Below are 22,029 nucleotides of genomic sequence, written 5' to 3' on the forward strand. Positions count from 1 at the left end.
GAAATGACACACCGCGTTTGTGGGGCCGTATTGCGGCAACACTCCGTAATTGCAGGCGGTCGGAACCCGACGGAAGGCAGGAATGTGGCCCTCGTTACCCAGCTCGACCTCGTCGCACCCCGCGTCCTCCTCGCGACCCGCGCCTCCGTCGGGGCCCGCTCCCTTGTCGCGCTGCCCACCCCGGCCCTCGCTCCCCCGCGCGACGCAACCCCGTTCCCCGACCTGCCGCCACCGCCGCGCCGGCACCCCCTCACAGGGCGCGGGCGGCCGCAACGCCGCCCGCAGCCGTCGGCCCTCCTCACCCTCGACCCCACCAGGACCTCGCGATGAGCACCGTGCCCCACAGCCCGCTCCAGGTGTCGTGCGCCGTCGCTCACGACATCGTCCGTGTCCAGCTGTCCGGCAACCTCGACCACACTTCCGCCCACGTCCTCCTGGGCGCGGTCAGCCGTGTTCTCGTCGAGCATCCCGGCCTCCGCGAGCTCCGCCTGCACTTCACGGGCGTCGATGACGTCGACTCGACGGGACTGGCCGAACTTCTGATGATCCGGCGGCAGACCGACGCGTCCGGCATCCGGCTTCACCTGGAGAACCGGCCCCTGCGCCTCGAACGCCTCCTGCACCTCACCGGAACCCTCGACTACCTCACCGACGCCGACGGCCACGACGCCGCCGTGTCGGAGGAATCCCGAGGGGCCCGCTCCGGCAACGCCGACAGGCACAACTGACGGGCACAACTGACAGGCACATCCGACACCATTGGCGCGGACCGGCCCGCACCGGCGTCCGCCGGCCCGCATCGCCACGGCGCCGCGGGTCCCCGCCCGGTCAGCCGCCCGACAGGCGGTACGCGTCCCGTGCCAGGGTGAGGGCGATCAGGTCGCGGGGACGGGAGAGGGACGTCGAGGTCAGGTGTTCCAGCCGGCGCAGCCGGTTGAAGACCGTGTTGCGATGGCAGTACAGCCGGCTCGCGGCGCGGCCCGCCGAGCCCTCCGCCGCCAGCCACGCGTCGAGGGTCTCCAGCAGCATCGCCCGGTCCGCCGGGTCGAGGTCCAGCAGGGGGCCGAGGACCGCGTGGACGAGTTCCGCCGAGAGTTCGGGCTGGCGCACCACCAGCGCGGTGGGCAGCCGGTCGGCCAGCTGCACCAGTACCCGTTCCTCCTGCCCGCAGGTGCGAAGCGCGGTCTCCGCCAGTCGGCGGGCCCTGCCCAGTTCGGTCAGACCCCCCACCACCGGGCTGATTCCGCCCGGTCCCGGACAGCGGTCCGCGAGCTCCGCCGCGAGGTCGCCCGGTGAGGAGTCGCCCAACGCCACCACGGCCAGTTCCCGCTCGGTGCGCATCCGCCAGAACAGTCTCATCCCCTTCGCCGCCGCCACCCGGTGCACCGATTCGCCCCGGTCCGCCGGTAGCACCACCACCACGTACCGTCCCTGTTCGGGCAGGTCCAGGGCGAGTGCCACCTGGGCGGCCAGGGCCGGCGCGCTGTCCCCCTCCAGCAGGGCGTCCAGGAGGGCCTGCACCCTCTCGTCACTGCGCCGGCGCATCTCCACCTCCGCGGTGCGGTAGGCCTCGGCGGTCGCGGTCGCCTGCTGCTCGATGCCCGCCCACATGGCCCCGGCCGCGCGGGCCAGTACGGGCAGCGCCTCCGGGTCCTTCTCGGTGACGATGTCCAGCAGCGCGTCCCAGGTCAGCCGCCCCGCCCGGCGGTAGGCGTAGAGGAGGAGGTCCAGCGGGAGGCCCTGCTCGGCGCGCCGGCGTCCCAGCTCCTCGGCGTACGCCAGGTCCTTGCGGGGCGCCGACCGGCGGGCGGCGAAGGCCTCGATCCCGTAGTGCATGGCCTCGCTGATCTGCTGCCAGTGCTCGTCCCGCGGAACGGCCAGGTCGAACAGCGGCGAGTGCTTCGCCAAATCCTCGATCAGGTGGTCGGTGAGCCCGGGGATGTCGGCGATCAGCACGTCCGCCGCCGACAGCAGGACCGACCATTCCTCTTCCGTGCGCGTTCTGCGTCCGCCGCCCATGGCCGCCGAGAATGTCATCCGCCGCCGCTGCCGTCAGGGGCGCGCGCATCAGGTCTGTGCAGGTGCACAACGCGTTCTGGTTCCGGCTGGTCATCGGCAGCGATTCCGCATCCGGGCGTGGACGGGCGCCCCGGGCCGGTGTTGGGGTGTGCGCCAGCACACAGGCCGTACACAGCCCCTGCGGAGGCCCCTCGGAAGACCGTTGGGGGCCGTTGGGGGCCGTCGGTGGCCGTTCGGAGGAAGGAGGAGGACGTGGGTTCGCTACAGGTGCGCGCGCTGTCCGTCGGCTACGGGCCGGTCCGGGCCCTGCGCTCGGTGTCGCTCGACGTGCCGGCCGGCGCCGTGGTAGTCGTGCTCGGCGGGAACGGCGCGGGGAAGTCGACGTTGCTGCGCGCGGTGTCTCGGACGCTCGGGTTCCACCGCGGCGCCGTGACCGACGGGAGCATCACCTTCGACGGCAGGCCGCTGGACGGGCTCGGTCCGGACCGGGTCGTCGCCGCGGGAGTGGTGCAGGTCCCCGAGGGGCGACAGGTCTTCACCCGGATGACCGTCGCGGACAATCTGCGGGCCGGCGCACTGGGCGGCCGGGCGGGATCCCGGGCCGACACCGCCCGCTCCCTCGGCCGGGTCCACGAGCTGTTCCCCGTACTGGGCCGGCGGGCGCGGCAGCGCGCCGGGTTGCTCTCCGGCGGCGAGCAGCAGATGCTCGCCCTGGGTCGCGCCCTGATGGCCCGTCCACGCCTGCTGCTGCTCGACGAACCCACCCTCGGGCTGGCGCCCAGGATGGCCGCCACCATCGCGGAGACCATCACCGAGATCAACGCCTCGGGCGCCTCGGTCCTCCTCGTCGAGCAGAACGCCGCACTGGCGTTGCGGCTCTCCTCCCACGCGTACGTCCTGGAGGTCGGCGAGGTGACCCTCGACGGCCCGGCCGCCGAGCTGGCCGCCTCGGACGAGGTGCGGCGCCGCTACCTCGGCATCACCGACGGGGACGGATCGGAACCCGCTCCCGTCGGGGAGCGGCGGGAGCTGGGCAGGTGGTCGGCGTGAGCGCGCAGCCGTCCCCTCCCCCGCCGCTGACCGTCACCGACGTCACCGTCCGCTTCGCCGGCCTGACGGCGCTCGACTCCGTGTCCTTCACGGTGGAACCCGGTGGCGTCCACGCCGTCATCGGGCCCAACGGGGCGGGCAAGTCCACCTGTTTCAACGTGCTGTCCGGCGTGTACCGGGCATCCGCCGGCAGCGTCCGCTTCGGCGACGCCGAGCTCACGGGCCTCGCTCCGCACGCCGTCGCGGACCTCGGCATCGCCCGCACCTTCCAGAACCTGGCGCTGCCCCCGCACACCACCGTCGCCGACAGCCTCCTGTTGGGTCGGCACCGGCTGATGCGCTCCGGGTTCCTGGCCGCGGGTCTGCGGCTGCCGGCGGCCGCGCGGGAGGAACGCCGGCATCGCGAACGGGTCCGGGAGATAGCCGAGTTCGTCGGGCTGGAGGGGGACCTGGCGGCGCCCGCGGGTTCCCTCCCATACGGGAAGCAGAAGCTCGTCGAGCTGGCCCGGGCGCTGTGCATGGAGCCGCGGTTGCTGCTCCTCGACGAGCCCGTCGCCGGGATGACGGCGGACGAGAGGCAACGTACGGCGGCCGTCATCGCGGGCGTGCGCGACGGCCTCGGCATCTCGATCGTGCTGGTCGAACACGACATGGGGGTGGTGATGCGGCTCGCGGACGCGGTGACCGTACTCGACTTCGGCAGGCGCATCGGCGGCGGAACTCCCGCGCAGGTGCAGAACGATCCCGCGGTGGTCCGCGCGTACCTCGGGGAGGAGGAGCCGGCAGCATGACCACTTTCCTCGAACTGCTCCTCGGCGGGCTCTCCATGGGCTCCGTCTACGCGTTGATCGCCCTCGGCTTCGTGGTCATCTTCAAGGCGACCGAGGTGGTCAACTTCGCCCACGCGTCACTGCTGCTGGCGGGCGGGTACGTCACCGCGACGCTGCACGAGGCACTGGGCTTCTGGCCCGCCCTGCTGACCGGCGTCCTCGCGGCGGCGGTGGTGGGGTCGGCGATCGAGTTCCTCGTGATGCGGCGCTACCGGGGTCAGGACCAGAGCGTGCTGGCCATCGTCACCATCGGCGTCGACATCCTCCTGATCACCGACCTCACCCGGCGCATCGGCACGGACGTGCTCTCGCTCGGCGATCCGTGGGGCGATCGCGTCGTCCACCTCGGGCCGGTCACGGTGCCCCAGACGAGGATCGCCGCGATCCTCGCCGCCGCCCTGCTGATCACGGTCTTCATGCTCGTGTTCCGCCACACCTCCTGGGGCGTGGCCATGCGCGCCGCCGCCGAGCGGCCCGAGACGGCCGCGCTGATGGGCGTACGGCTGGGTCGGGTCTCGCTCGCGGCCTGGGCGGTGGCCGGAGCGCTGGCCGCCGTGGCCGCGCTCTTCCTGACGGTCTTCCCCACTCCCGGTCTGGAGCGGGCCACCTCCCTCGCCGCGCTCAAGGCCTTCCCGGCCGCGATCCTCGGAGGTCTCGACTCCACCTCGGGCGCGCTGGCGGGCGGTCTGATCGTGGGAGTCACCGAAGCTCTCGCCACCGGCTACCAGGGGCAGTTGGCCTTCCTCGGTCGCGGCATCGGCGACCTGGCCCCGTACCTGGTGATGGTCCTGGTCCTGCTGGTCCGCCCCGCCGGCCTCCTCGGCACGAAGGAGCTCGCCCGTGTCTGAGACCCGCAGCGCCGTGCGCCGCGACATGGCCGTCGCATCCGGGGCGGGTGGACGGTCGCGGTCGGTGAACGTCCGTGGCGTGTCGGCGGCAGCCGCGGGCCTGGTGCTCCTCGCGCTGCCGTTCTACCTCGACCGGTTCTGGTTGCAGGCAGGGCTGTTCGCCATCGCCGCCGCGATCGGGGCCATCGGGCTCAACCTGCTCACCGGGGCCACCGGTCAGCTGTCGATGGGGCACGCCTTCTTCCTCGCCGTCGGCGCGTACGGGTACAGCGCGCTCGCCGGGGACGGCGGCGCGGCCGGCGGCCACGCGACGGTCGGGCTCGGACTGCCCGGTTGGCTCGCCGCCGCCCTGGCCGTCGCCCTCGCCGGGGCGGCGGGCGGTCTCTTCAGCCCCATCGCCGGCCGCCTGCGCGGGGCGTACCTCGGCATCGCCACCCTCGCGCTGATCTTCATCGGCCAGCACCTGCTGTTCAACGCGACCAGTCTCACCGGCGGCTTCAACGGGCGCGCCGTGGAGCCGCTGTCCCTCTTCGGATTCACCTTCGACGACACCGAGACCGTCATCGCCTCCGTCCCCTTCCACTCCGCGGAGAAGCTCTGGTACCTGGCCCTGGCCGCTCTCCTCGGCGGCGCCCTGTTCGCGCGCGGGGTCCTGCGGGGCCGGCCCGGGCGGGCCATGAACGCGCTGCGAGACCACAGCATCGCCGCGGGGGTGATGGGGGTGGCCGTCGCCCGCTACCGGGCCGCCGTCTTCGTCCTGTCGTCCATGTACGCGGGGCTCGCCGGTGTCCTGCTCGCCCTGATCTTCCAGCGCACAGTGCCCGACTACTTCGGCATGGTCCTGTCCCTGGAGTACCTGGCCATGATCGTGATCGGCGGTCTGGGCACGGTCCGGGGCGCCGTCGTCGGAGCCGTCTTCGTCTCCCTGCTGCCCCAGCTGCTCACCCGCTACAGCGACGCCCTCCCGTTGGTGTCCGCACCCGGAACGGGTGGGGTGTCGCCGGGCGAGGCGTCCCGCTACCTCTACGGCGCGGCGGTCGTCGCGGTCGTCCTGTTCCTGCCCGGCGGCCTCACGGGCATCGCCCGGAACGTCCGGAAGCGCACCACACCCCCGAAGGAGCGAACGTGAACAGAAGAAGGCTCTCTGCCGCGGCCATGGCGGCCGCGCTCGTCCTGACCGGCGCCGCCGGGTGCAGCGGCAAGGCCAAGCCCGACGGGGGCGCCGCCGGGGACAAGCCGGCCGCGGGCGGGGTCAAGGCCGGGGTCGGGGTGAGCGACAAGAGCATCCGGCTCGGCTCGCTCACCGACATGACGGGCGTCTACGCGTCCCTCGGCAAGAGCGTGACCCAGGCCCAGCAGTTGTGGGCGAAGCAGACGAACGCCGGCGGCGGCATCTGCGGCCGCACCATCGAGTTGACGGTGCGCGACCACGGCTACGACCCGCAGAAGGCCCTCGCCGCCTACACCGAGCTGGAGCCCACGGTGCTGGGCTTCACCCAGTTCATCGGCTCCCCCTTCGTTTCGGCGGTCAAGGAGCGGATCGACGGCCGGGACAAGGGCCTGGTCATCCCGCAGGCCTGGTCCGCCTCGCTGCTGGGCAGCCCGTACATCCGTACGGTGGGCGCGACGTACGACGTGGAGACCATCAACGCCGTCGGCTTCCTCCTGGACCAGAAGCGGATCGCCTCGGGCGACCGGATCGGGCACGTGTACTTCGAGGGCGACTACGGCGAGAACGCGCTGACCGGGGCCAAGGCCGTGGCCGCGGAGTCCGGGTTGACCGTCGTCGAGCAGAAGATCAAGCCGACCGACAACGACATGACGGCGCAGGTGGCGGCGCTCAAGCAGGCCGGGGTCAAGGCCGTGGTGATCAGTGCCGGGCCCCGACAGGCCGCCTCGCTCGTCGGGGTGGCCGCGGCGGGCGGCTGGAACGTGCCGATCGTCGGCAACAACTCGGCCTTCGCCCCGCAGTTGTTGGCGACGCCGGCCGGTGCGGCCCTGCAGAAGGACTACTACGTCGCCTCCTCCGCCCTGCCGATCGGATCCACGGAGGCGGCCCCGGCCGCGCTGGCCGCCGCGTACAAGGCGGAGTACCCGGACTCGGGGCTCGACAACGGCGTGGTGGCCGGTTTCACCGCAGGCGCCCTGTTCGGCGAAGTGCTGAAGAAGGCCTGCGCCGACAAGGACCTGACCCGGGAAGGTATCCGTGCGGCGCTCCTGAGCCTGAAGTCCTACGACAACGGCTTCGGCATCACCCACGACTTCTCGGACCCGAAGGCGCCCTCCACCCGCCAGAGCGTGATCCTGAAGCCCGACGCGGGGGTTCCGGGCGGCATGAAGGTGGTGAAGGAAGCCGCGGCCGCGCCCGCAGCGACCAAGTTCACGCCCGCTCCCTGAGGTACCCGGGCGCAGGGTTGTGTGGCGGGTTCGGGCGCCGGGTGGTCGGGGTGGAGGTCCGGGCGCAGGTTCGGGCGCAGGGTCCGGCGCAGGGTCCGGCGCAGGTTCGGGTGATGCCGCTCGATCCGGCGTCCGTGAGCGCAGCCCGAGCTTCTTCGCGCCGCCGCGCGCGGCGTCCGCGGCTCGGTTGATCTCGGCGGCCCGGCGGCCCTGTTGAAACCGGCACCGACTTCCGCTGCACGGGGATTGACGATCCGTCAGGTTGGGGCGCAACTTTATATCGGAACTCCGATATAAGTCCCGGGAGCCGCCATGACCCCGCGCCGCCACGCAGCCGAGCCCTCCGCGTCCCGATCGCCCGACGACCCGCCCCGCGACCGGCCCGGCCCCGGGACCGGGACGCCGTCGGGCGGCGCGGAGCCGGGTCGGCAGGAGCGGCGGAAGGCCGAGACCCGGGGCCGGCTCATCGACGCGGCGGCCGAACTCTTCGCCCACAACGGCTACCACGCCGTCTCGGCCGAAGCCGTCGCCGACGCCGCCGGGCGGACCACCGGCGCCCTCTACAGCCACTTCGGCGGCAAGGAGGGTCTGCTCCTGGCCCTGCTGGAGGTGTGGAAGGAGCGCACCGCGCAGGATCTCACCGCGGAGATGGCCGCGAGTGCGGACCGCGAGGACCCCTCCGTGCACCACTCCGCGATGTGGCGCAGCCTGACCCGCCCGCACCCCGAGCGCGGCGACTCCTGGCTGCTCCTCGAAGCCGAACTCTGGCTGCACGGCGCCCGCGGCCCGCTCGTCGGGACCCGGCTCGCCGACCGCTACGCCGAGGTCCGCGCCCGGCTCGGCGAGGGACACGCCGAGCGGTCCCAGGCTGCGGGAACCCCGCCGGCCCGCCCGCCGCAGGAGACAGGCGCCCTGATCCTGGGACTGCTGCTCGGTCTGGCGATGCAGCACCGCCTGGACCCCCGCGCGGTCCCCGACTCGCTCGTCGTGGACGCTCTGGGCGTCCTGCTCGCGGCGCCCGCCCCGGCTCCGGACGTCCCCACGCCGCCGAAGCCCCGCAACTTTCGCAACTCCCGCAACTCCCGAAGGGACGTGGACGCGTGATACCCACCGGTGAAGTGGACCTCCTCGAAGACACCTGGGCGGCCGGGGTCCCGCACGAGCAGTTCGCCAGGCTGCGCCGTGAGGACCCGGTCCACTGGCACGAGATCCCGGGCCCCGGCAGCCACCAGGGCTTCTGGGCGGTCACCCGGCACGCCGACGTCAAGGCGGTCAGCCGCGACCCCGAGCTCTGGTCCACCGAACTCGGCTCGTTCATGGTCCGCGACCAGAGCCCGGAGTCGTTGGAGAGCCTGCGCCTGGTCCTGCTCGGTATGGACGCCCCGCGCCACTCCCGCTACCGCGCCCTGGTCAGCGCGGGTTTCACTCCCCGAGTGGTACGCCGCCTGGCGGCCAGGATCGGCGAGCGGGCCGCCCGCCTGGTGGAGGAGGCCGTCGTCCCGGGCCGCGAGATGGACTTCGTCCCCGAGGTGGCTGCCAGGCTGCCGATCCAGACGATCTGCGAGATGGTCGGCGTGCCGTCCGAGGACGAACAGCTGATCTTCGAGTGGAGCAACCGGATGGCGGGCGGCCAGGACCCGGAGCTGTCCGCCGGCCGGCACGACAGCGACCTCGCTGCCGCCGAGATCTACGCCTACTGCGACGCATTGGCCGCCGATCGTCGTGCCCACCCGCGGGACGACATCCTCTCCACGCTGGTCCACGCCGAGGTCGACGGGGACCGGCTCACCCAACACGAGATCAACATGTTCTTCGTGCTGCTCTGCGTCGCCGGCAACGAGACCACCCGCAACCTCCTCTCCCACACGGTGCTGGCCCTGGCCGAACACCCGGCCGCCCGCGCCGAGCTGGCGGCCGCCCCGCACGACGAGGCGCTGTGGGCCTCCGCGACCGAGGAGTTCCTGCGCTGGGGCGGCTCGATCCACAACTTCCGCCGCACCGCCACCCGCGACACCGTCCTGCGTGGGCGTCCGATATCGGCGGGCCAGAAGGTGGTCACGTTCTACACCTCCGCCAACCGCGACGAGGAGGTGTTCTCCGACCCGTTCACGTTCGATGTCCGCCGCACCCCCAACGAGCACCTCGCCTTCGGCGGCGGAGGACCGCACTTCTGTCTGGGGGCCGGCCTGGCCCGTACGCAGATCAAGGCCCTGATCCGTGAACTCCTCAGCCGGCAACCGGACTTCGAGGTGACGGGCGAGGTCCGCCGGCTCCGCTCCGATTTCATCAACGGCATCAAGTACCTACCCGTACGTTTCGGTTGACCCGGTTGATCATGGCCCGATGATTTGTCGAGCGCCAAGAGGTGAGTGCGCGTGAGGGTGCGGCTCCCCCTCGGACTGTCAGTGGTGAGCCGTAGCGTTCATCGGGTGAGTGATTTCCATGAGCTGATGATTGCCGTCGACCTTCGGGAGGAGATCTCCGAGGCCGAACTCGCCGACCTGCGCTGGCACCTGGGGATGGGGCCCCGGCCCGAAAGCCTGTCCATCGTGACCGACTTCCCGGTCGTGGTGGAGGACGACTCGGGTGCCCCGGTGATCGAGGACGATCCCTACCCCCTCCTGGCCGAACAGGGCCCGGCATGGCGCGTGGGTGGTGTGCTCTTCTCGGCACTGGCCAGTCGCGCGGACCTGCCGCGGAAGGGTTGGTCCCTGACGTCCCGACAGGAAATACACCCCGACCAGTTCGAGAAGGTGGGCGAGTTGCTCTGCTGGCTGGCCGGACGGGCCGACACATCACACCTGCGCGAGAACGGCGCGGTCCGGGTCGGTTTCCTCAGGTTCCAAGAAACCGATGTTCCGGCCGCGCTTCGGGTCGAGGACGGGCAGGTCAATTGGCGGGGCTGAAGGGATCGGGGACGGCCTGATGCGGGGCGTTCTCCATTGCTGCCGCAGGACGGGATCCCGTGACACGGCTGCGCCCTTTACGTGTTCGTGCCGTCGCGGTTACCTGGAGTGCACAGGTACGAGTCACGGGGGTGGCCATGGCGGGCGGGCAAGGGGGATGGGCTCGCGGGCTCCGGCGGACCGCGGTGGCGCTGACCGCGCCGCCGTTGGCCGCGGCCCTGGCCCTCGGGGTGGCCCGGGAGTCGGCGTACGGTTCGCTGGGCAGTTGGTGGTTCTTCCTCGGCGGGCTGCTGCTCCCGCTGCTCCTGCTCGGCTGGCACGCCGCCGTCGCGACGCGACGCGGAGCCTCGCTCATCGCGCTGTCCGCCCTCCCTGCCGGCCTCGGCGCCGTCCTGGCGCTCGTGTCCGTGGGGCACAGCACGCTGGAGGAGCGGGGCATCGAGATCAGCTGCATCGTGCTGAAGGTCACCGAACGCACCGAGACCGACTCCTCGATGGACGCCGAGGGCCGTTGGACCCACACGACCCGGACCTCGTACGACCACCGTCTGGACTGCCCCGCGGGCGGCCCGAAGTACCTGAACACTCCCTCACGGCTTGCGAAAGTCGGCGATTCCCTGGCCGTGGTGCACGACCCGCAGGGCAAGGTCTCGCCGCGGGCGGCCGGGGACGTCCACGGTCAGGGAATGCGTACCGCGGCCGCGGTGGCGGTCGGTACGGCCGTCCTCCTGGGACTGGTAGGCGGGATCCGGGAGGCGTACGAGAAGCGGCGCCGGGGGCCGCGTCGGCCGACAATGCGATGAAGTGCCTGCCCGACGGCGGCGCCCCTCCTCCACCCCCGCCCCGCCGCCGGCCGTCCGCGAGAATCCTTCTCAGTGCGGCTGAGGCACGCTCAGGACGACCGTCCGGCCGTCCGGGTCGGTCAGGGTATGCCTACCGGCCTTCGGTCCGGCCGCACCGGCCGCGGGCGCCGTCAGTCCGAGGCGCAGGTAGCCGGTTTCGGGCCGATGGGTGGCCGGGTACAGCTCCAGGACGGTTCCGTCGGCAAGGGTCATGGCGTAGTGCTCGACGCCGTTGCCGTGCTTTTCCGGTACGGGATCGAGGCCGAGGCCGGCGTAGAAGTCGCGGCACTCCTCCAAGCGGGTCGTGTGGATGACGAGGAGATCGATGGTCATCGAGCGTCACCGACCCCGTTCGCCCGGCTCTCGGAAGCCGAGGCGCGAACACGGGGGCGGGGCCTCCACCACCCGCGGGTCAACGCCGAGGTGGAGATCGTCATGAGGACGACGATCCCCAGCGACACTCCCCAGATGATCCACCACAGCGGGCGGACATCACCCTGGATCTCCGCCATGACGAGGGTGAACCCGCCGCAGAAGGAGGTGAACAGGGCGATCGCATTCGGGTACCGCGCAGCGAACTTGAACATTCGTCTCTTCCCCCCGGTCAGAACGCTTGCAGCGGGGTGTTGGCGCATGGCGTGAACCATGCGCGCACCGCCCGCTCTTGTGTCCGCCCCAAGGTATACATACCTTTGGCGGTATGCCAAGCAAGCAGCAGCAGGAGTCCGACGAACTCGACGACCGCGATCTCGCCTATCGGATCGCCCAGGCGGTCTTCGACCGTCGGACGGAACTCGGTTGGTCCCAGAAGCAGTTGGCGGAGGCTGCCGGTATGCGGCAGCCGCACGTCTCCCGGCTGGAAGCCGCCAGGAACCTGCCGAGCCTCGACGTCCTGAGCAGGGTCGCGGAGGCGCTGGGCACCGACCTCACGGTCTGCCTCGTGCCGCGTACGACCGGCCACGCGTCCGCACCTGCCGCCTCCGCGCCCCGGAGAACCGCAGAAGGGGTCTCGAGATGATGCACTGGCGCAGCTCCGTCCGCGAAGTGAGGCACCGTCACCACGGAGACATGTGGTACGTGGCCGCCGCCGTCACGATGCTGATGCTCGCGCTCACCTACCGGACGACGCTCGGCCTGGTGGCCTCCGCCATCGGCGGGATGCTGATGGCCACCTCCACCCTGATGCAGATCCGCCACCGGTGGGGACCGCCCTGCACGGAATGCGTGAAAGCGATGCCGCTCAACCCGGGGGAATCAGCCCGGGAGGACCTCGGCGCGCGATGGGCGCTCAAAGCGTTCCACACGGTCGTGTGCCCGCTTCCGATGTTCCTGCTGGGTTCCACCGCGCACTTCGCCCTCCTCGTCCTGGGCTGTCGTCCGCTGTACGAACTGGTCGGGATGGAGGACGCGGAGAGCATGGCGAGCGTCTTCCTCGGTCTCGGGCTGGGCTTCACGGCGATCACCAACTGGATGACCCGCACGCACAACCGCCTGTCACCTTGGTGTCCGTACTGTGAGGACGACGAGTCGGCGCCCGCCGACCCCGACGGTGGGCGAAGCCGGCCCCTGGCGACGTGAACCGCACCGGCGGGTGCGGGCTGCTCGTGTCGCGAGGGCCCGCCGCGAGGGTCGGTGGGCCGACACCGGGCGCCCGGCCGGCAGCGGCGGGGTGGCCGGCTCGGTGACGAATCCAGCGAGGGAGGCCGCCCCGGGACCCGAGCCCTGTTCTCAACCAGCGTGGCCGATGCGCTCTCGCGGCGTCACCTCGGGCGTGCGGCGCCCCTGCCGGACGAGGCCGCGAACGCCGACGGCCAACGCCCAGACCAGGAGCGGGAGGGCCGCGACCCGTTCCATACCGCCCATGCCGAGACCGAGGTAGTGGCGGGAGAGGAACAGCCCGAGGGCCGCGATCGCCGTGACTCCCAGCAGGCCGGTGCCCCACCGCAGGGGGGTCGGTACGTCATATGCCAGGGCGAACCCCGCCACGACGAGACCGATGTTGCCCGCCGCCATGATCAGGAGGGCGCCCAGGACGTGCTGGTTCTCGTTGACGTCCGCCGGAGCCAGCCCGGCCAACACGAATCCCGCACCGGCGGTGGCGAGCAGCAGACGGGCCACGCCGGCGGCCCTGCCCCCGCGCCACAGGGCACGGCCACCGGTCAGGGCGACCCCGACGACGAGCAACACTCCCAGGGCCACGAAGGAGCCGTTCATCAGGCCGTGTTCGGGGGAACAGACGTACCGCGGTTCAGGGTCCGGTTGCAGGGCGCAGTGGGCGTTTCCCAAGTCGCTGATGTTGTTCCGGGCCCAGCTGTACGGTCTGACCCAGGCCTGCTCGGCGATCGTGTGGATGGCGAAGAACTGCACCACACCCGCCACCCATGCCAAGTACCCGATCCTGCGCTTTACTTGTCCACCTTCCGTCACGCGAATCCCGTGCGGACAGCCGACCATGTGGCGCCGGGCTCAGGCACTCCGACGAACCCCCTGAAACGGGGTGGGGCAGACCCGACCGCGACACCGTCCGAACGGCCCCGAGCCCGCGATCGTCATGGGCGAGGCGATGGACGACCCGGCGACATCTCCCCGCACGCGGACGCTCGCCTCACGGCACCCAGCGCTCCGGCACCTTCTTGAACTCCCGCACCGTCCCTCGGCGTCGGGCAGCCGCCAGGCGGGCGGCCTGCTCAGCGACGGGCGCGAGGTCCGTGGAAGTGCCGCCCGTCTCCGGTGGCACGGCGCGTTCGCCCATCAGTTCCACCCGGCGGGCCTGCTCCGACAGGAACACGTCGGCGGGCAGGTACCAGGAGGCGGCGCCGGTGACGTCCACCTGGCGGAGCAGCCCCTCGGCGGCGAAGTGCAGCCGGTAACCGAGGTACTGGAGGTCGTCGTCGAAGAGCAGCGTGCCGACCACCCGTCCCCGGGCCTGTCGGGCCCAACGGGCCAGTTTGCCCACGGCGAGCGGCAAACTGCGGCCCCGGCCGATCGACGCGGCGTATCCGTCGGCCTCCACCCCACCCTCGACGAAGCGGCCCGTACCGGTCACGGTGATGGGGCCGGGCTCGACGCCGGTACGCAGTTCCAGACGTCCGTCACCACCGCCGTCCGAGGTGTGGCGGCTGCACAGATCGAAGTAGCGCGCGGTGTTGACCGCAGCTGTCTCCAGGGTGGCCGCGACCACGGTGACCCGGGCGGCCGGATTGCCGGTGAGCAGGGCCTCGGCCGTGGCCAGGGCATGGTCCCCGCCACCGGCCACGATCCAACGGTCGGCGGCCGTCGCCGCGAGGTGCCCGTACACCACCATGTCACCGAAGCAGAGCGGGCCGGCGGCGTCCGCTTTGGCCCTCAGGAAGGCGGCGATCGCTCGGATCGCTTCGATCGAAGCCGTGAAAGGGGCCAGCAGCGCCGGATCGAAGCGGTCCAGCAACGCCAGCAGGTCCGCCGGACCGCCTCCCTGGTTCAGTACGTCGACGAGTTCCGCCGTCGGCTCGCTCGCCGCCGGACCCAGCCTGACCAGATCGGTCACCAGTACACCCACGGCGGATTCGAAGGAGTGCAGCGCGGGGCTGGTGCCGGGGAACAGCTGGGCGGGCAGGCCGGGGGCCAGCGTCGGTATGCCCTCGACGTCGATGATGAGGCTGTCGGTGGCCCCCGCGGGGTGAAGGACCGCGACCAGGCGGCGCTGCTGGTCCACAGCGAGCTCAGCGGTGCCGTTCAACACCGGGCCGGAGGTTGCCAGCTGGTCGAGCCACATCCGGACCGCCATGGCGGGTACGCGCTGGGTCGGAGCGGCGTACGTATAGGGGTCGAACCCGTGGCGGTCCAGGCGTCGCAGCTGGTCGGGGGTGTGTCCGAGGTCCGCGAGAACACCTCGGTGGAACAGGCTGCCGCGGTCGTCGACCAGCAGGGCCCCCGACGGGCGGGCGAGGGCCGCGGGCCCGCCCCCGATCATGATCTCCATCGGCCGATGGACGTCGTCGCTCATCGCCGCTTCCCCCGCATCAGTGATCATGCGCACCAGGGTAGCCGCGCACCCCGATCCGCAGGCGAGCCCGGACCATCCCACCGTCCGCCACGGAGCGCGGAGTTGCTCCGCCCCGCAGAGCCCTGGGCGGGGTGGAGGGTCCGGGCGGAGGCCGGTGCGGTGCGGTGCCGTGTTCCGCTGGGGCGGGCCCGGTGGGCCGGTGGGCCGGTGGGCCGGATACAGCGCGAGGGCCCGGATCCTGTTGGGGATCCGGGCCCTCGTGAGCAGTAGCGGGGACAGGATTTGAACCTGCGACCTCTGGGTTATGAGCCCAGCGAGCTACCGAGCTGCTCCACCCCGCGTCGATGTCTCAACCATAGGGCACGTTCGGCCCGGCCGTCGCCAGGTTTCTCGCCCCGTGGGGTCGGCGGCTCGCCCGAACGGCGACCCGGCTGATCGATGTCGAGCAACAAGCGGGCGCACCGCCCACGCGGCCCGCGTGCTGCGTGCCTCGGGACGCACACCGCCGGGATCTCCGAGATGACCGTTCAAACAAGCGGTGGGCGCCCCAGACGGGTCATGCGCCACACGGTGCGCCACCTCATCGGCTTGCGGGGGCCGCACGGCTTCCTGACGCCCTCGATGAAGCCGCCCCACCACGCCCGCAGGCCGGTCAGGGACCCGATGCGCGCCATGGTGAGGAAGATCCACACGCCGAGATACAACGGAATCAAGAGGGCCGGGAGCCGCCGGCGCGCGAGCCACACCCGGTTCCGGGCCGTGAATCGGTAGTGGGCCGCGTGCCGCGCCGGGGATGTCGCCGGGTGCTGGAGGACGAGCTCGGGTTCGTAGAGGATCTTCCAACCCTCGTCGAGCGCGCGCCACGCCAGGTCGGACTCCTCGTGTCCGAAGAAGAACTCCCCCGCCCACAGGCCGGTTTCCTTGAGCATGGGCATGGAGAGGGCATGGCCGCCGCCGAGGAAGGCGGTCACCAGGCCCCGACGCATCGGATCGTCCGTGCGCAGCCGGGGCACCCAGCGGCGCTCGGTGCGTCCGTGTTCGTCGGCCACCCGGAATCCGACGATTCCGAGCCGAGGGTCCGACGCGAACAGTTGCCGCACCCTTCGGAACGTGTCCGGGTGGATGAGCAGACCGTCGTCGTCCAACTCGATGACGACGTCCACCCGGCCGGAGTCGCGCAGCATCTCCAAGCCGACGTTCCGGCCCCCCGGACAACCGAGATTGACCTCAAGCGGAACCTTGGTCACGTTCTCCGCCACCTTCACGTCGGAGAGGGGCGTCGAATTGCCGACGAGAACCACCTGCTCCGCCGGCGCGTCCTGCATCTCCACCGAAGCGAGCAGCTCCTCCAGTTCCCGTGGGCGCGTGCCCATGGTGACGATGACAACTCCGATACGAGGCAGCGGCATGGCGGCGAGCTCCAAGGGTCGGCGAAGCGCCGATGTTAGCGTCACCGGATCGGGTCGGCTCACCACCTCACCCACATGCCCGCGCCGTGCCACCGCACGTCAATCAACGCACGGGGCAGCGGCAGCGCGAGGTTCGGGGGCGGCGCGGGTTCACGGGGCGATGAAGCGGGTCGCGCCCACGAACGGGCGGTTCGCCAGGGGTTCCTCCCTGACGCTCTCCCCGGTCCTCGGGGAGTTGATCATCATCGGTTCGCCCTTGTCGTTCCTGCCCACGTAGATGCCCACGTGAGTGACGTTCGAGGTGCTGCTGCCGAAGCCCGCGATGTCGCCCGGCCGGAGGTCGGACGGCGAAGTGATCCGCTCGCCCTCGGCCGAGCCGGCAGGCGCCGCACCGCCGCCCGCGTCGAACTGTGGCTGGCTGTCGCGCGGGATGGTGATTCCGAGGGCGGAGTACACCTGACTCGTCAGCCCGGAACAGTCGTATCCGAAGCCGGCCGTGCCGGACCACAGGTACTCCAGACCCAGGAACTTGCGCGCCTCGGCGACCACGTCATCGCCGGTCACCCCCGATGTCGGAACCTTCGCGAGGTCGTCGCGCCGGAAGTAGATCGGGGTGCCGTTGTTGGCCCGGGCCTCCACGATGAACGGAGCGCCGGCGACGGGCTTCACGGCGAACTCCGTGTTGTACGAGTACTCGGTGCCTCCCTTGGACGGCGCCCCCGCCGCGAGTGCTTGACGGGAGGCGTAGCCGCGGGCCGTCGGGCCGGTGACGCGCTCCACGGTCGTGCCGGACGGTGCCTTCTTCCGGAGCTTCGTCAGCTGCCGGTCGGGCAGCCAGCCCGGGTAGCCGGCCGTGTTCCGCGGCGTGGGCTGGCCGTGGACCACCACCTTGTCCCAGAGCACGCCGTCCTTCGTCGTCGTGTCCACCACGGTGACCCTGCCCCCGTACAGGGCCTGCGTCTCGCCCGGAACGTCTCGGCGCAGATTGATGTCGTGGGCCATCGCGGCGAACCAGCCCCTGATGTCGACGGGATTGGTGAGCGCCTTCGCGTCGACCGTCCGTACCTTCTCGGGGGTCTCCCAGATCTGGGCGACGGAGACGTCCACGTAGCAGGTCCCGGCCCCCTTGCAGGCGGCGGCCGATGCCGCAGAAGGGGAGGTGTCCGCGACGGGCGCGTGGTGTGCCAGGGGAACCACGGCCATGACGGCGCTGATGGCGACGGGCAGCGTGAGGTTCGATAGGGACATACGACGATTGTCCTGCGCGGGCCGCAGGGAACCAGGGACCGATCGGCCGTCCATGCGGCTGATATCGGACGTGCGGGCCGCGCGCATCCCGGTGTCCTGGTACAGGGGCGGCCCGCCATCCCTTCGCCCTCACCTGGGCGGAGAGTGCCGGGCAGCGGTCGGTGGGGGCGTCTCCGGGACGGCCACGGCCTGGGAATCAACACCGCGCGCGGTCGATGGTCGGACCGGGCCGGCCTCTCCGCGGGTCGCGCTGTCTCACATGGTGACCTGCGGAAATGCCGACCGTTCGGACGTACGACGCGGCTCCTGGCCGTTGCCCGTGGCGAGGTATGGTCGTGCGGTCTCGGACGGCGTTCGGACCGTCCTTTCGATCCAGGGGAACCACCATGACTGATCTGAACTCGCTGCGGGCAAGCCTTGCGTCGGGTGAGCACGAGTTCGCCGACACCTTGGCGTTCGTCGCCGCGCACTACGACTACCAGCCGCAGGCCTTCCGCAACGGTGACCTGGAAAACGCGGCAGGTACGAACGAAGGGTCCTGCAAGACGCTGGGACTGGCGCTGCTGGAGGGGCTGAGCGACCAGGAGGCACTGTTGGCATTCGGCGAGTACTACCGCGGCGTGCTGGCGACCCCGGACGACACCGATCACGGGAACATTCGCAACCTCATGGCCCATGGCCTGGGCGGGGTGAGCTTCGCCGGCCGGCCGCTGACCCGCCGGAGCTGAACAGGGATATCCGGGCCGGCGCCGACGGTCACCTGCGCCGCCCGGCCCTGAAGGCCTCACCGCCTGCCGCCTTGCGCCTCACAGGGATCCGTCTTCAAGAATCGGCCGCCTGAAGGGCGTATGCCGGGTATGGGCGGATCTGCCCGTCGTGGTCTCGCTGGTCGAGTGTGCCGATGGGGGTGAAGCCGTTCTTGGTCAGAACCCGGCCGGAGGCGGGGTTCTGTGGGTGGTGCATCGCCTCCAGCCGGGACAGGCCGGCGGCCGTGAAGGCTTGGCCGACGGCGTATCGGGCGGCTTCGGTGGCGTATCCGCGGCCCCAGGTGTCATCGCGGAGAACGTAGCTCAGGGAGGCCGCCCGGAGGACGCTTTTCAGACGGTAAGTGCCCTGGCGTAGGAAAACAGCCGGTCCACTTCCACGAACCCTGACGTGTCGTAGAGGGCGTTGGCCGCCGTGCGGTCCCTTTCCTCACCGGGCGCGGCATCGTCGTCGACGTAGAGGATCACCTCCGTGGCACCGAGGTCGGCCGCCACGTCGAGGGCCGAACCCAACATGGCCCGGCCCAGGCCTCGCCCCCGCGCCGCGGTTGCCACCTCGATCCACCACAACACGGCGGTCCCCTGGAGCGGCAGGCCCACCACGGCTTCGACGCACACGAGGCCCCGCTCTTCCACCTCCAGTCTCCGGGCCTGTCGGCCCTCCGGATCCGGTCCCACACGAACGTGGGCCAGACGGGGCAGGCCCTGGGCGGGAAGGGCGGCGCGCATGTACCGCCACAGCCGCTCGCCGGTGAACCCGGCGCGCTCCAACGCCGCTGCGGTTGAAGGACGGTGGACCGTCGGGAGGGCCTCAAGACCATGCGAGAGGGCGGAGGCGAACTGGAACGCCTCCACGCGGCGCGCCCCGAACACCCTCAGGACATGACGGACCAGCCGTTCGGCCAGGGGTCCGTCCTCTCGGCAGTGCAGCCACAGGAGCTGACCAGTGTCGTCCTCGGGTCGGAGCGCGTACGACACGACACCCGTCACGGCCCGATCGCGGTCCACCGCGACCCAGGTCTGCGGCTGCTCCAGTGCGGCCCACCACGCACCGTCGACCGGGGAACGGCCCGCAAGGGCCTCGGCGAGCATGGCCGGGTCCGGTACCGGTTGGCCTGGCAGTCCCTCGGCCGTCGACAGCCGCAGCACCGCCGCCTCGTCACCGGGATCGTAGGGACGCAGGACCACCTCGCGCACGGAACTCATGAGTCCAGACCCTGGCCAAGTCCAGCTCCCGTGTCCAGAAGGCCGCGCGGGCGCGTCCTCACGGCGTCCGCACCCGGCTCGGCCGACGAGTTACGGATCGGAACCAAGCGCCGACGCCCGCGCCACGGACGCGGCGTCGCCCCGCCCCTGCGGATCGCGGCGGGGGCGACGTCGCCCTCAGCGTGTCGGGCCGATGCCCGCAGGGTCTGTCGGGCTGCGTCATGGCGGCTCGCCGGCCGACCAGGGGGTGCCGGTGCCGTCCTCGCGCCTCACCGGGCGGCCGGAGCGTTGACGCCCCGGCCGCCCTGCCGGCTACCGTCGGGTGTGTCAGGCGGACAGCGCCGCCGAGACGACGGAGCGTGCCTCTTCCTGGACCTCCGCGAGGTGCTCGGGTCCGCGGAACGACTCCGCGTAGATCTTGTACACGTCCTCGGTGCCCGAGGGGCGGGCGGCGAACCAGGCGCGTTCGGTGCTCACCTTGATCCCGCCGAAGGCCGCGCCGTTGCCCGGGGCACTCGTCAGCACTCCCGTGACCGGGTCTCCGGCCAGCGCGTCAGCGGTGACCTGGTCCGGGGACAGTCGGCCGAGCACGGCCTTCTCCTCGCGCGTGGCCGGTGCGTCGATCCGCGCGTACGCGGGTTCGCCGAACTTCGCCGTCAGCGCGGCGTACCGCTCGGAGGGGCTCTGTTGCGTCACCGCCAGGATCTCCGAGGCGAGCAGGGCGAGGAGGATGCCGTCCTTGTCGGTCGTCCACACCGAGCCGTCGCGGCGCAGGAACGACGCGCCCGCGGACTCCTCGCCGCCGAAGCCGAGTGCGCCGTCGGCCAGTCCGTCCACGAACCACTTGAAGCCGACGGGTACTTCGACCAGTTCGCGGCCGAGGTCGGCGGCCACCCGGTCGATCATCCCGGAGGACACGAGCGTCTTGCCGATGGCCGCGGCTCGCGGCCATCCCTCGCGGTGGCGGTAGAGGTAGTCGATCGCGGTGGCGAGGTAGTGGTTGGGGTTCATCAGGCCGCCGTCCGGCGTGACGATGCCGTGCCGGTCGGCGTCCGCGTCGTTGCCGGTCGTGATGTCGAAGCGGTTCCTTCCCTCGATCAGCGAGGCCATCGCGTACGGGGAGGAGCAGTCCATCCGGATCTTCCCGTCCCAGTCCAGCGTCATGAACCGCCAGGTGGGGTCGGTCTCCGGGTTGATGACGGTCAGGTCCAGGCGGTGCTCCTCGGCGATGCGCCCCCAGTAGGCCACGGAGGCCCCGCCCAGGGGGTCGGCGCCGATGCGTACGCCCGCCGCGCGGACGGCGTCGAGGTCCAGCACCGAGGGGAGGTCGCGGACGTAGGCACCGAGGAAGTCGTACCTGCCGGTGGTGGCGGCCGCGAGGGCCCGTGCGTAGGGAATCCTCCGCACCTCCTTCGAGCCGGCGGCGATGATCTCGTTGGCCCGCTCCTGGATCCAGCCGGTCGCCTCGGAACCGGCGGGGCCGCCGTGGGGCGGGTTGTACTTGAACCCGCCGTCTCCGGGCGGGTTGTGGGAAGGCGTGACGACCACTCCGTCGGCCAGAGCCCCGGCACGGCCGCGGTTGTGGGTCAGGATGGCGTGGGAGACAGCGGGGGTGGGGGTGTAGTGGTCGTCGGCGTCGATCAGGACGCTCACGCCGTTCGCGGCGAACACCTCGATGGCGGTGACCTTCGCGGGTTCGGACAGCGCGTGCGTATCGGCGCCGAGGAACAGCGGTCCGTCGACGCCGCGGTGAGCCCGGTATTCGCAGATGGCCTGGCTCGTCGCGGCGATGTGGTCCTCGTTGAAGGCCGTGTCGAGGGACGAGCCCCGGTGACCCGACGTTCCGAAACTGACGCGTTGGGCCGGATCGGCGGTATCGGGGTGCAGGGCGTAGTACGCGGTCACCAGGCGGGACACGTCGATGAGGTCTTCCGCCCTCGCCAACTGCCCGGCTCGCTCGTTCGGCATCCGTTCGCTCCTACGGTTTCGGTCGGGACTCCGGACGGGGTCCGCACGGCTCCATGATCGTCCGGGCGGGCCATCGGGCCGGGCCCGACGCCCCGCCACATCGTCACTCGACCTACCCAGGAATCCGGTGCCGGCACGCCCCGGATCCGGATCGATTGCCCTGTGTACGTTTTGCGGAGTATGTGACGGTAATAACGCCTATGCGTTTACGTATGTCCTTGCTGCCCGATCGTGGGTCGAAGCACCGTACGCATCACGAGTGTCACACCGCGTACAGAACGGGGACCGGCGCTCACCATCAGTTCCGAGGGAGGAACCCCATGGGCAAGATCCGCAGCGGAGTCAAGGTGCTTCGCGGCATGAAGCAGGAGGCCGACGGCAAAGCGCTGATGGACCCCCGACTTCGCACGGCGGGACGGCGGCTCATCGATCAGGGGCGCAGCGAGATGCACCGCAGGCCCTACGGAACCGAGCAAGCGGGGCTGTGAGCCCGCCCCCGGAGAACGGCCGCGAAGGGCAACCGGACCTGCCGACCGGGGCCGGGACGGCAGGTGAAG

At 71.4% G+C, this 22,029-nt stretch carries 25 protein-coding genes and 1 tRNA gene; 15 read left to right on the plus strand and 11 right to left on the minus strand.

Annotated features, from left to right (window positions below):
* The first annotated feature begins 84 nt into the window (after positions 1–84).
* Positions 85–330: a hypothetical protein gene (locus ACFVS6_RS10795; protein WP_389702623.1), complete on the plus strand. Its 246-nt coding sequence runs from the start codon at positions 85–87 to the stop codon at positions 328–330.
* Positions 327–728 carry an STAS domain-containing protein gene (locus ACFVS6_RS10800; protein ID WP_389702624.1) on the plus strand — a complete coding sequence of 134 codons (402 nt, stop codon included), beginning with the start codon at positions 327–329 and terminating at the stop codon, positions 726–728. The genes ACFVS6_RS10795 and ACFVS6_RS10800 overlap by 4 nt, the downstream gene beginning before the upstream one ends.
* Before the next feature lie 100 nt (positions 729–828).
* Here ACFVS6_RS10800 and ACFVS6_RS10805 read toward each other — a convergent pair whose 3' ends face one another.
* Positions 829–2,037: a PucR family transcriptional regulator gene (locus tag ACFVS6_RS10805; RefSeq protein WP_389702626.1), complete on the minus strand. Its 1,209-nt coding sequence runs from the start codon at positions 2,035–2,037 to the stop codon at positions 829–831.
* Positions 2,038–2,271: 234 nt separating this feature from the next.
* Here ACFVS6_RS10805 and ACFVS6_RS10810 point away from each other — a divergent pair, with 234 nt between their 5' ends.
* From ACFVS6_RS10810 to ACFVS6_RS10850, 9 genes are all read left to right on the plus strand, one after another.
* Positions 2,272–3,069, plus strand: a complete 798-nt coding sequence (locus ACFVS6_RS10810) for an ABC transporter ATP-binding protein (RefSeq protein ID WP_389702628.1) — start codon at positions 2,272–2,274, stop codon at positions 3,067–3,069.
* Positions 3,057–3,860: an ABC transporter ATP-binding protein gene (locus ACFVS6_RS10815; RefSeq protein WP_389702629.1), complete on the plus strand. Its 804-nt coding sequence runs from the start codon at positions 3,057–3,059 to the stop codon at positions 3,858–3,860. Before ACFVS6_RS10810 ends, ACFVS6_RS10815 begins: the two co-directional genes overlap by 13 nt.
* Positions 3,857–4,747, plus strand: coding sequence for a branched-chain amino acid ABC transporter permease (locus tag ACFVS6_RS10820; RefSeq protein WP_389702631.1), 891 nt, complete (start codon positions 3,857–3,859; stop codon positions 4,745–4,747). The genes ACFVS6_RS10815 and ACFVS6_RS10820 overlap by 4 nt, the downstream gene beginning before the upstream one ends.
* Complete coding sequence (locus ACFVS6_RS10825) at positions 4,740–5,876, plus strand: branched-chain amino acid ABC transporter permease (protein WP_389702633.1); 1,137 nt, start codon at positions 4,740–4,742, stop codon at positions 5,874–5,876. The genes ACFVS6_RS10820 and ACFVS6_RS10825 overlap by 8 nt, the downstream gene beginning before the upstream one ends.
* 26 nt (positions 5,877–5,902) lie before the next feature.
* Positions 5,903–7,144 carry an ABC transporter substrate-binding protein gene (locus ACFVS6_RS10830; RefSeq protein ID WP_389702933.1) on the plus strand — a complete coding sequence of 414 codons (1,242 nt, stop codon included), beginning with the start codon at positions 5,903–5,905 and terminating at the stop codon, positions 7,142–7,144.
* Positions 7,145–7,456: 312 nt separating this feature from the next.
* The gene (locus ACFVS6_RS10835; RefSeq protein ID WP_389702634.1) at positions 7,457–8,248 is read left to right on the plus strand and encodes a TetR/AcrR family transcriptional regulator; all 792 of its coding nucleotides are present in this window, start codon (positions 7,457–7,459) and stop codon (positions 8,246–8,248) included.
* On the plus strand, positions 8,245–9,468 hold the full coding sequence (locus ACFVS6_RS10840) for a cytochrome P450 (protein WP_389702636.1): 1,224 nt from the start codon (positions 8,245–8,247) through the stop codon (positions 9,466–9,468). Before ACFVS6_RS10835 ends, ACFVS6_RS10840 begins: the two co-directional genes overlap by 4 nt.
* A 105-nt stretch (positions 9,469–9,573) precedes the next feature.
* Entirely contained in the window at positions 9,574–10,050 is a 477-nt protein-coding gene (locus tag ACFVS6_RS10845; RefSeq protein WP_389702638.1) for a hypothetical protein, read from the plus strand.
* Between the two features lie 185 nt (positions 10,051–10,235).
* Entirely contained in the window at positions 10,236–10,853 is a 618-nt protein-coding gene (locus ACFVS6_RS10850; protein ID WP_389702639.1) for a hypothetical protein, read from the plus strand.
* Between the two features lie 69 nt (positions 10,854–10,922).
* Here the strand turns inward: ACFVS6_RS10850 and ACFVS6_RS10855 are convergent, their stop codons facing one another.
* Complete coding sequence (locus ACFVS6_RS10855) at positions 10,923–11,225, minus strand: VOC family protein (RefSeq protein WP_389702640.1); 303 nt, start codon at positions 11,223–11,225, stop codon at positions 10,923–10,925.
* Entirely contained in the window at positions 11,222–11,479 is a 258-nt protein-coding gene (locus ACFVS6_RS10860; protein WP_389702641.1) for a hypothetical protein, read from the minus strand. Before ACFVS6_RS10860 ends, ACFVS6_RS10855 begins: the two co-directional genes overlap by 4 nt.
* 113 nt (positions 11,480–11,592) lie before the next feature.
* On the opposite strand from ACFVS6_RS10860, the gene ACFVS6_RS10865 reads away from it, so the two are divergent.
* Positions 11,593–11,910 (plus strand): helix-turn-helix domain-containing protein, encoded by a 318-nt coding sequence (locus ACFVS6_RS10865; RefSeq protein WP_389702643.1) that lies wholly within the window; start codon positions 11,593–11,595, stop codon positions 11,908–11,910.
* 50 nt (positions 11,911–11,960) lie between these two features.
* On the plus strand, positions 11,961–12,470 hold the full coding sequence (locus ACFVS6_RS10870; protein WP_389702645.1) for a hypothetical protein: 510 nt from the start codon (positions 11,961–11,963) through the stop codon (positions 12,468–12,470).
* A 150-nt stretch (positions 12,471–12,620) separates the two neighbouring features.
* Here the strand turns inward: ACFVS6_RS10870 and ACFVS6_RS10875 are convergent, their stop codons facing one another.
* The 5 genes from ACFVS6_RS10875 to ACFVS6_RS10895 form a co-directional block, all read right to left on the minus strand.
* Positions 12,621–13,271 (minus strand): DUF998 domain-containing protein, encoded by a 651-nt coding sequence (locus tag ACFVS6_RS10875; protein ID WP_389702935.1) that lies wholly within the window; start codon positions 13,269–13,271, stop codon positions 12,621–12,623.
* Between the two features lie 226 nt (positions 13,272–13,497).
* Positions 13,498–14,904, minus strand: coding sequence for a hypothetical protein (locus tag ACFVS6_RS10880; RefSeq protein ID WP_389702647.1), 1,407 nt, complete (start codon positions 14,902–14,904; stop codon positions 13,498–13,500).
* A 240-nt stretch (positions 14,905–15,144) separates the two neighbouring features.
* A tRNA-Met gene (locus tag ACFVS6_RS10885) sits at positions 15,145–15,218 on the minus strand.
* A gap of 186 nt (positions 15,219–15,404) precedes the next feature.
* The gene (locus tag ACFVS6_RS10890) at positions 15,405–16,286 is read right to left on the minus strand and encodes a glycosyltransferase family 2 protein (protein ID WP_389702648.1); all 882 of its coding nucleotides are present in this window, start codon (positions 16,284–16,286) and stop codon (positions 15,405–15,407) included.
* A 150-nt stretch (positions 16,287–16,436) separates the two neighbouring features.
* Positions 16,437–17,534: a C40 family peptidase gene (locus ACFVS6_RS10895; protein ID WP_389702650.1), complete on the minus strand. Its 1,098-nt coding sequence runs from the start codon at positions 17,532–17,534 to the stop codon at positions 16,437–16,439.
* Between the two features lie 386 nt (positions 17,535–17,920).
* Between ACFVS6_RS10895 and ACFVS6_RS10900 the strand changes: the two genes are divergently transcribed.
* Positions 17,921–18,262, plus strand: a complete 342-nt coding sequence (locus ACFVS6_RS10900; RefSeq protein WP_389702651.1) for a HopJ type III effector protein — start codon at positions 17,921–17,923, stop codon at positions 18,260–18,262.
* 94 nt (positions 18,263–18,356) lie between these two features.
* On the opposite strand, the gene ACFVS6_RS10905 is transcribed toward ACFVS6_RS10900, so the two are convergent.
* From ACFVS6_RS10905 to pgm, 3 genes are all read right to left on the minus strand, one after another.
* Complete coding sequence (locus ACFVS6_RS10905) at positions 18,357–18,635, minus strand: GNAT family N-acetyltransferase (protein WP_389702937.1); 279 nt, start codon at positions 18,633–18,635, stop codon at positions 18,357–18,359.
* Entirely contained in the window at positions 18,632–19,504 is an 873-nt protein-coding gene (locus tag ACFVS6_RS10910) for a GNAT family N-acetyltransferase (RefSeq protein WP_389702653.1), read from the minus strand. Before ACFVS6_RS10910 ends, ACFVS6_RS10905 begins: the two co-directional genes overlap by 4 nt.
* Before the next feature lie 327 nt (positions 19,505–19,831).
* Positions 19,832–21,472 (minus strand): phosphoglucomutase (alpha-D-glucose-1,6-bisphosphate-dependent), encoded by a 1,641-nt coding sequence (gene pgm / locus ACFVS6_RS10915; RefSeq protein WP_389702655.1) that lies wholly within the window; start codon positions 21,470–21,472, stop codon positions 19,832–19,834.
* Between the two features lie 320 nt (positions 21,473–21,792).
* Between pgm and ACFVS6_RS10920 the strand changes: the two genes are divergently transcribed.
* Entirely contained in the window at positions 21,793–21,960 is a 168-nt protein-coding gene (locus ACFVS6_RS10920; RefSeq protein WP_389702656.1) for a hypothetical protein, read from the plus strand.
* Positions 21,961–22,029: the final 69 nt, after the last annotated feature.

Origin of the sequence: Streptomyces sp. NPDC057939 (genome assembly GCF_042887545.1) — a bacterium.
GTDB lineage: Bacteria > Actinomycetota > Actinomycetes > Streptomycetales > Streptomycetaceae > Streptomyces.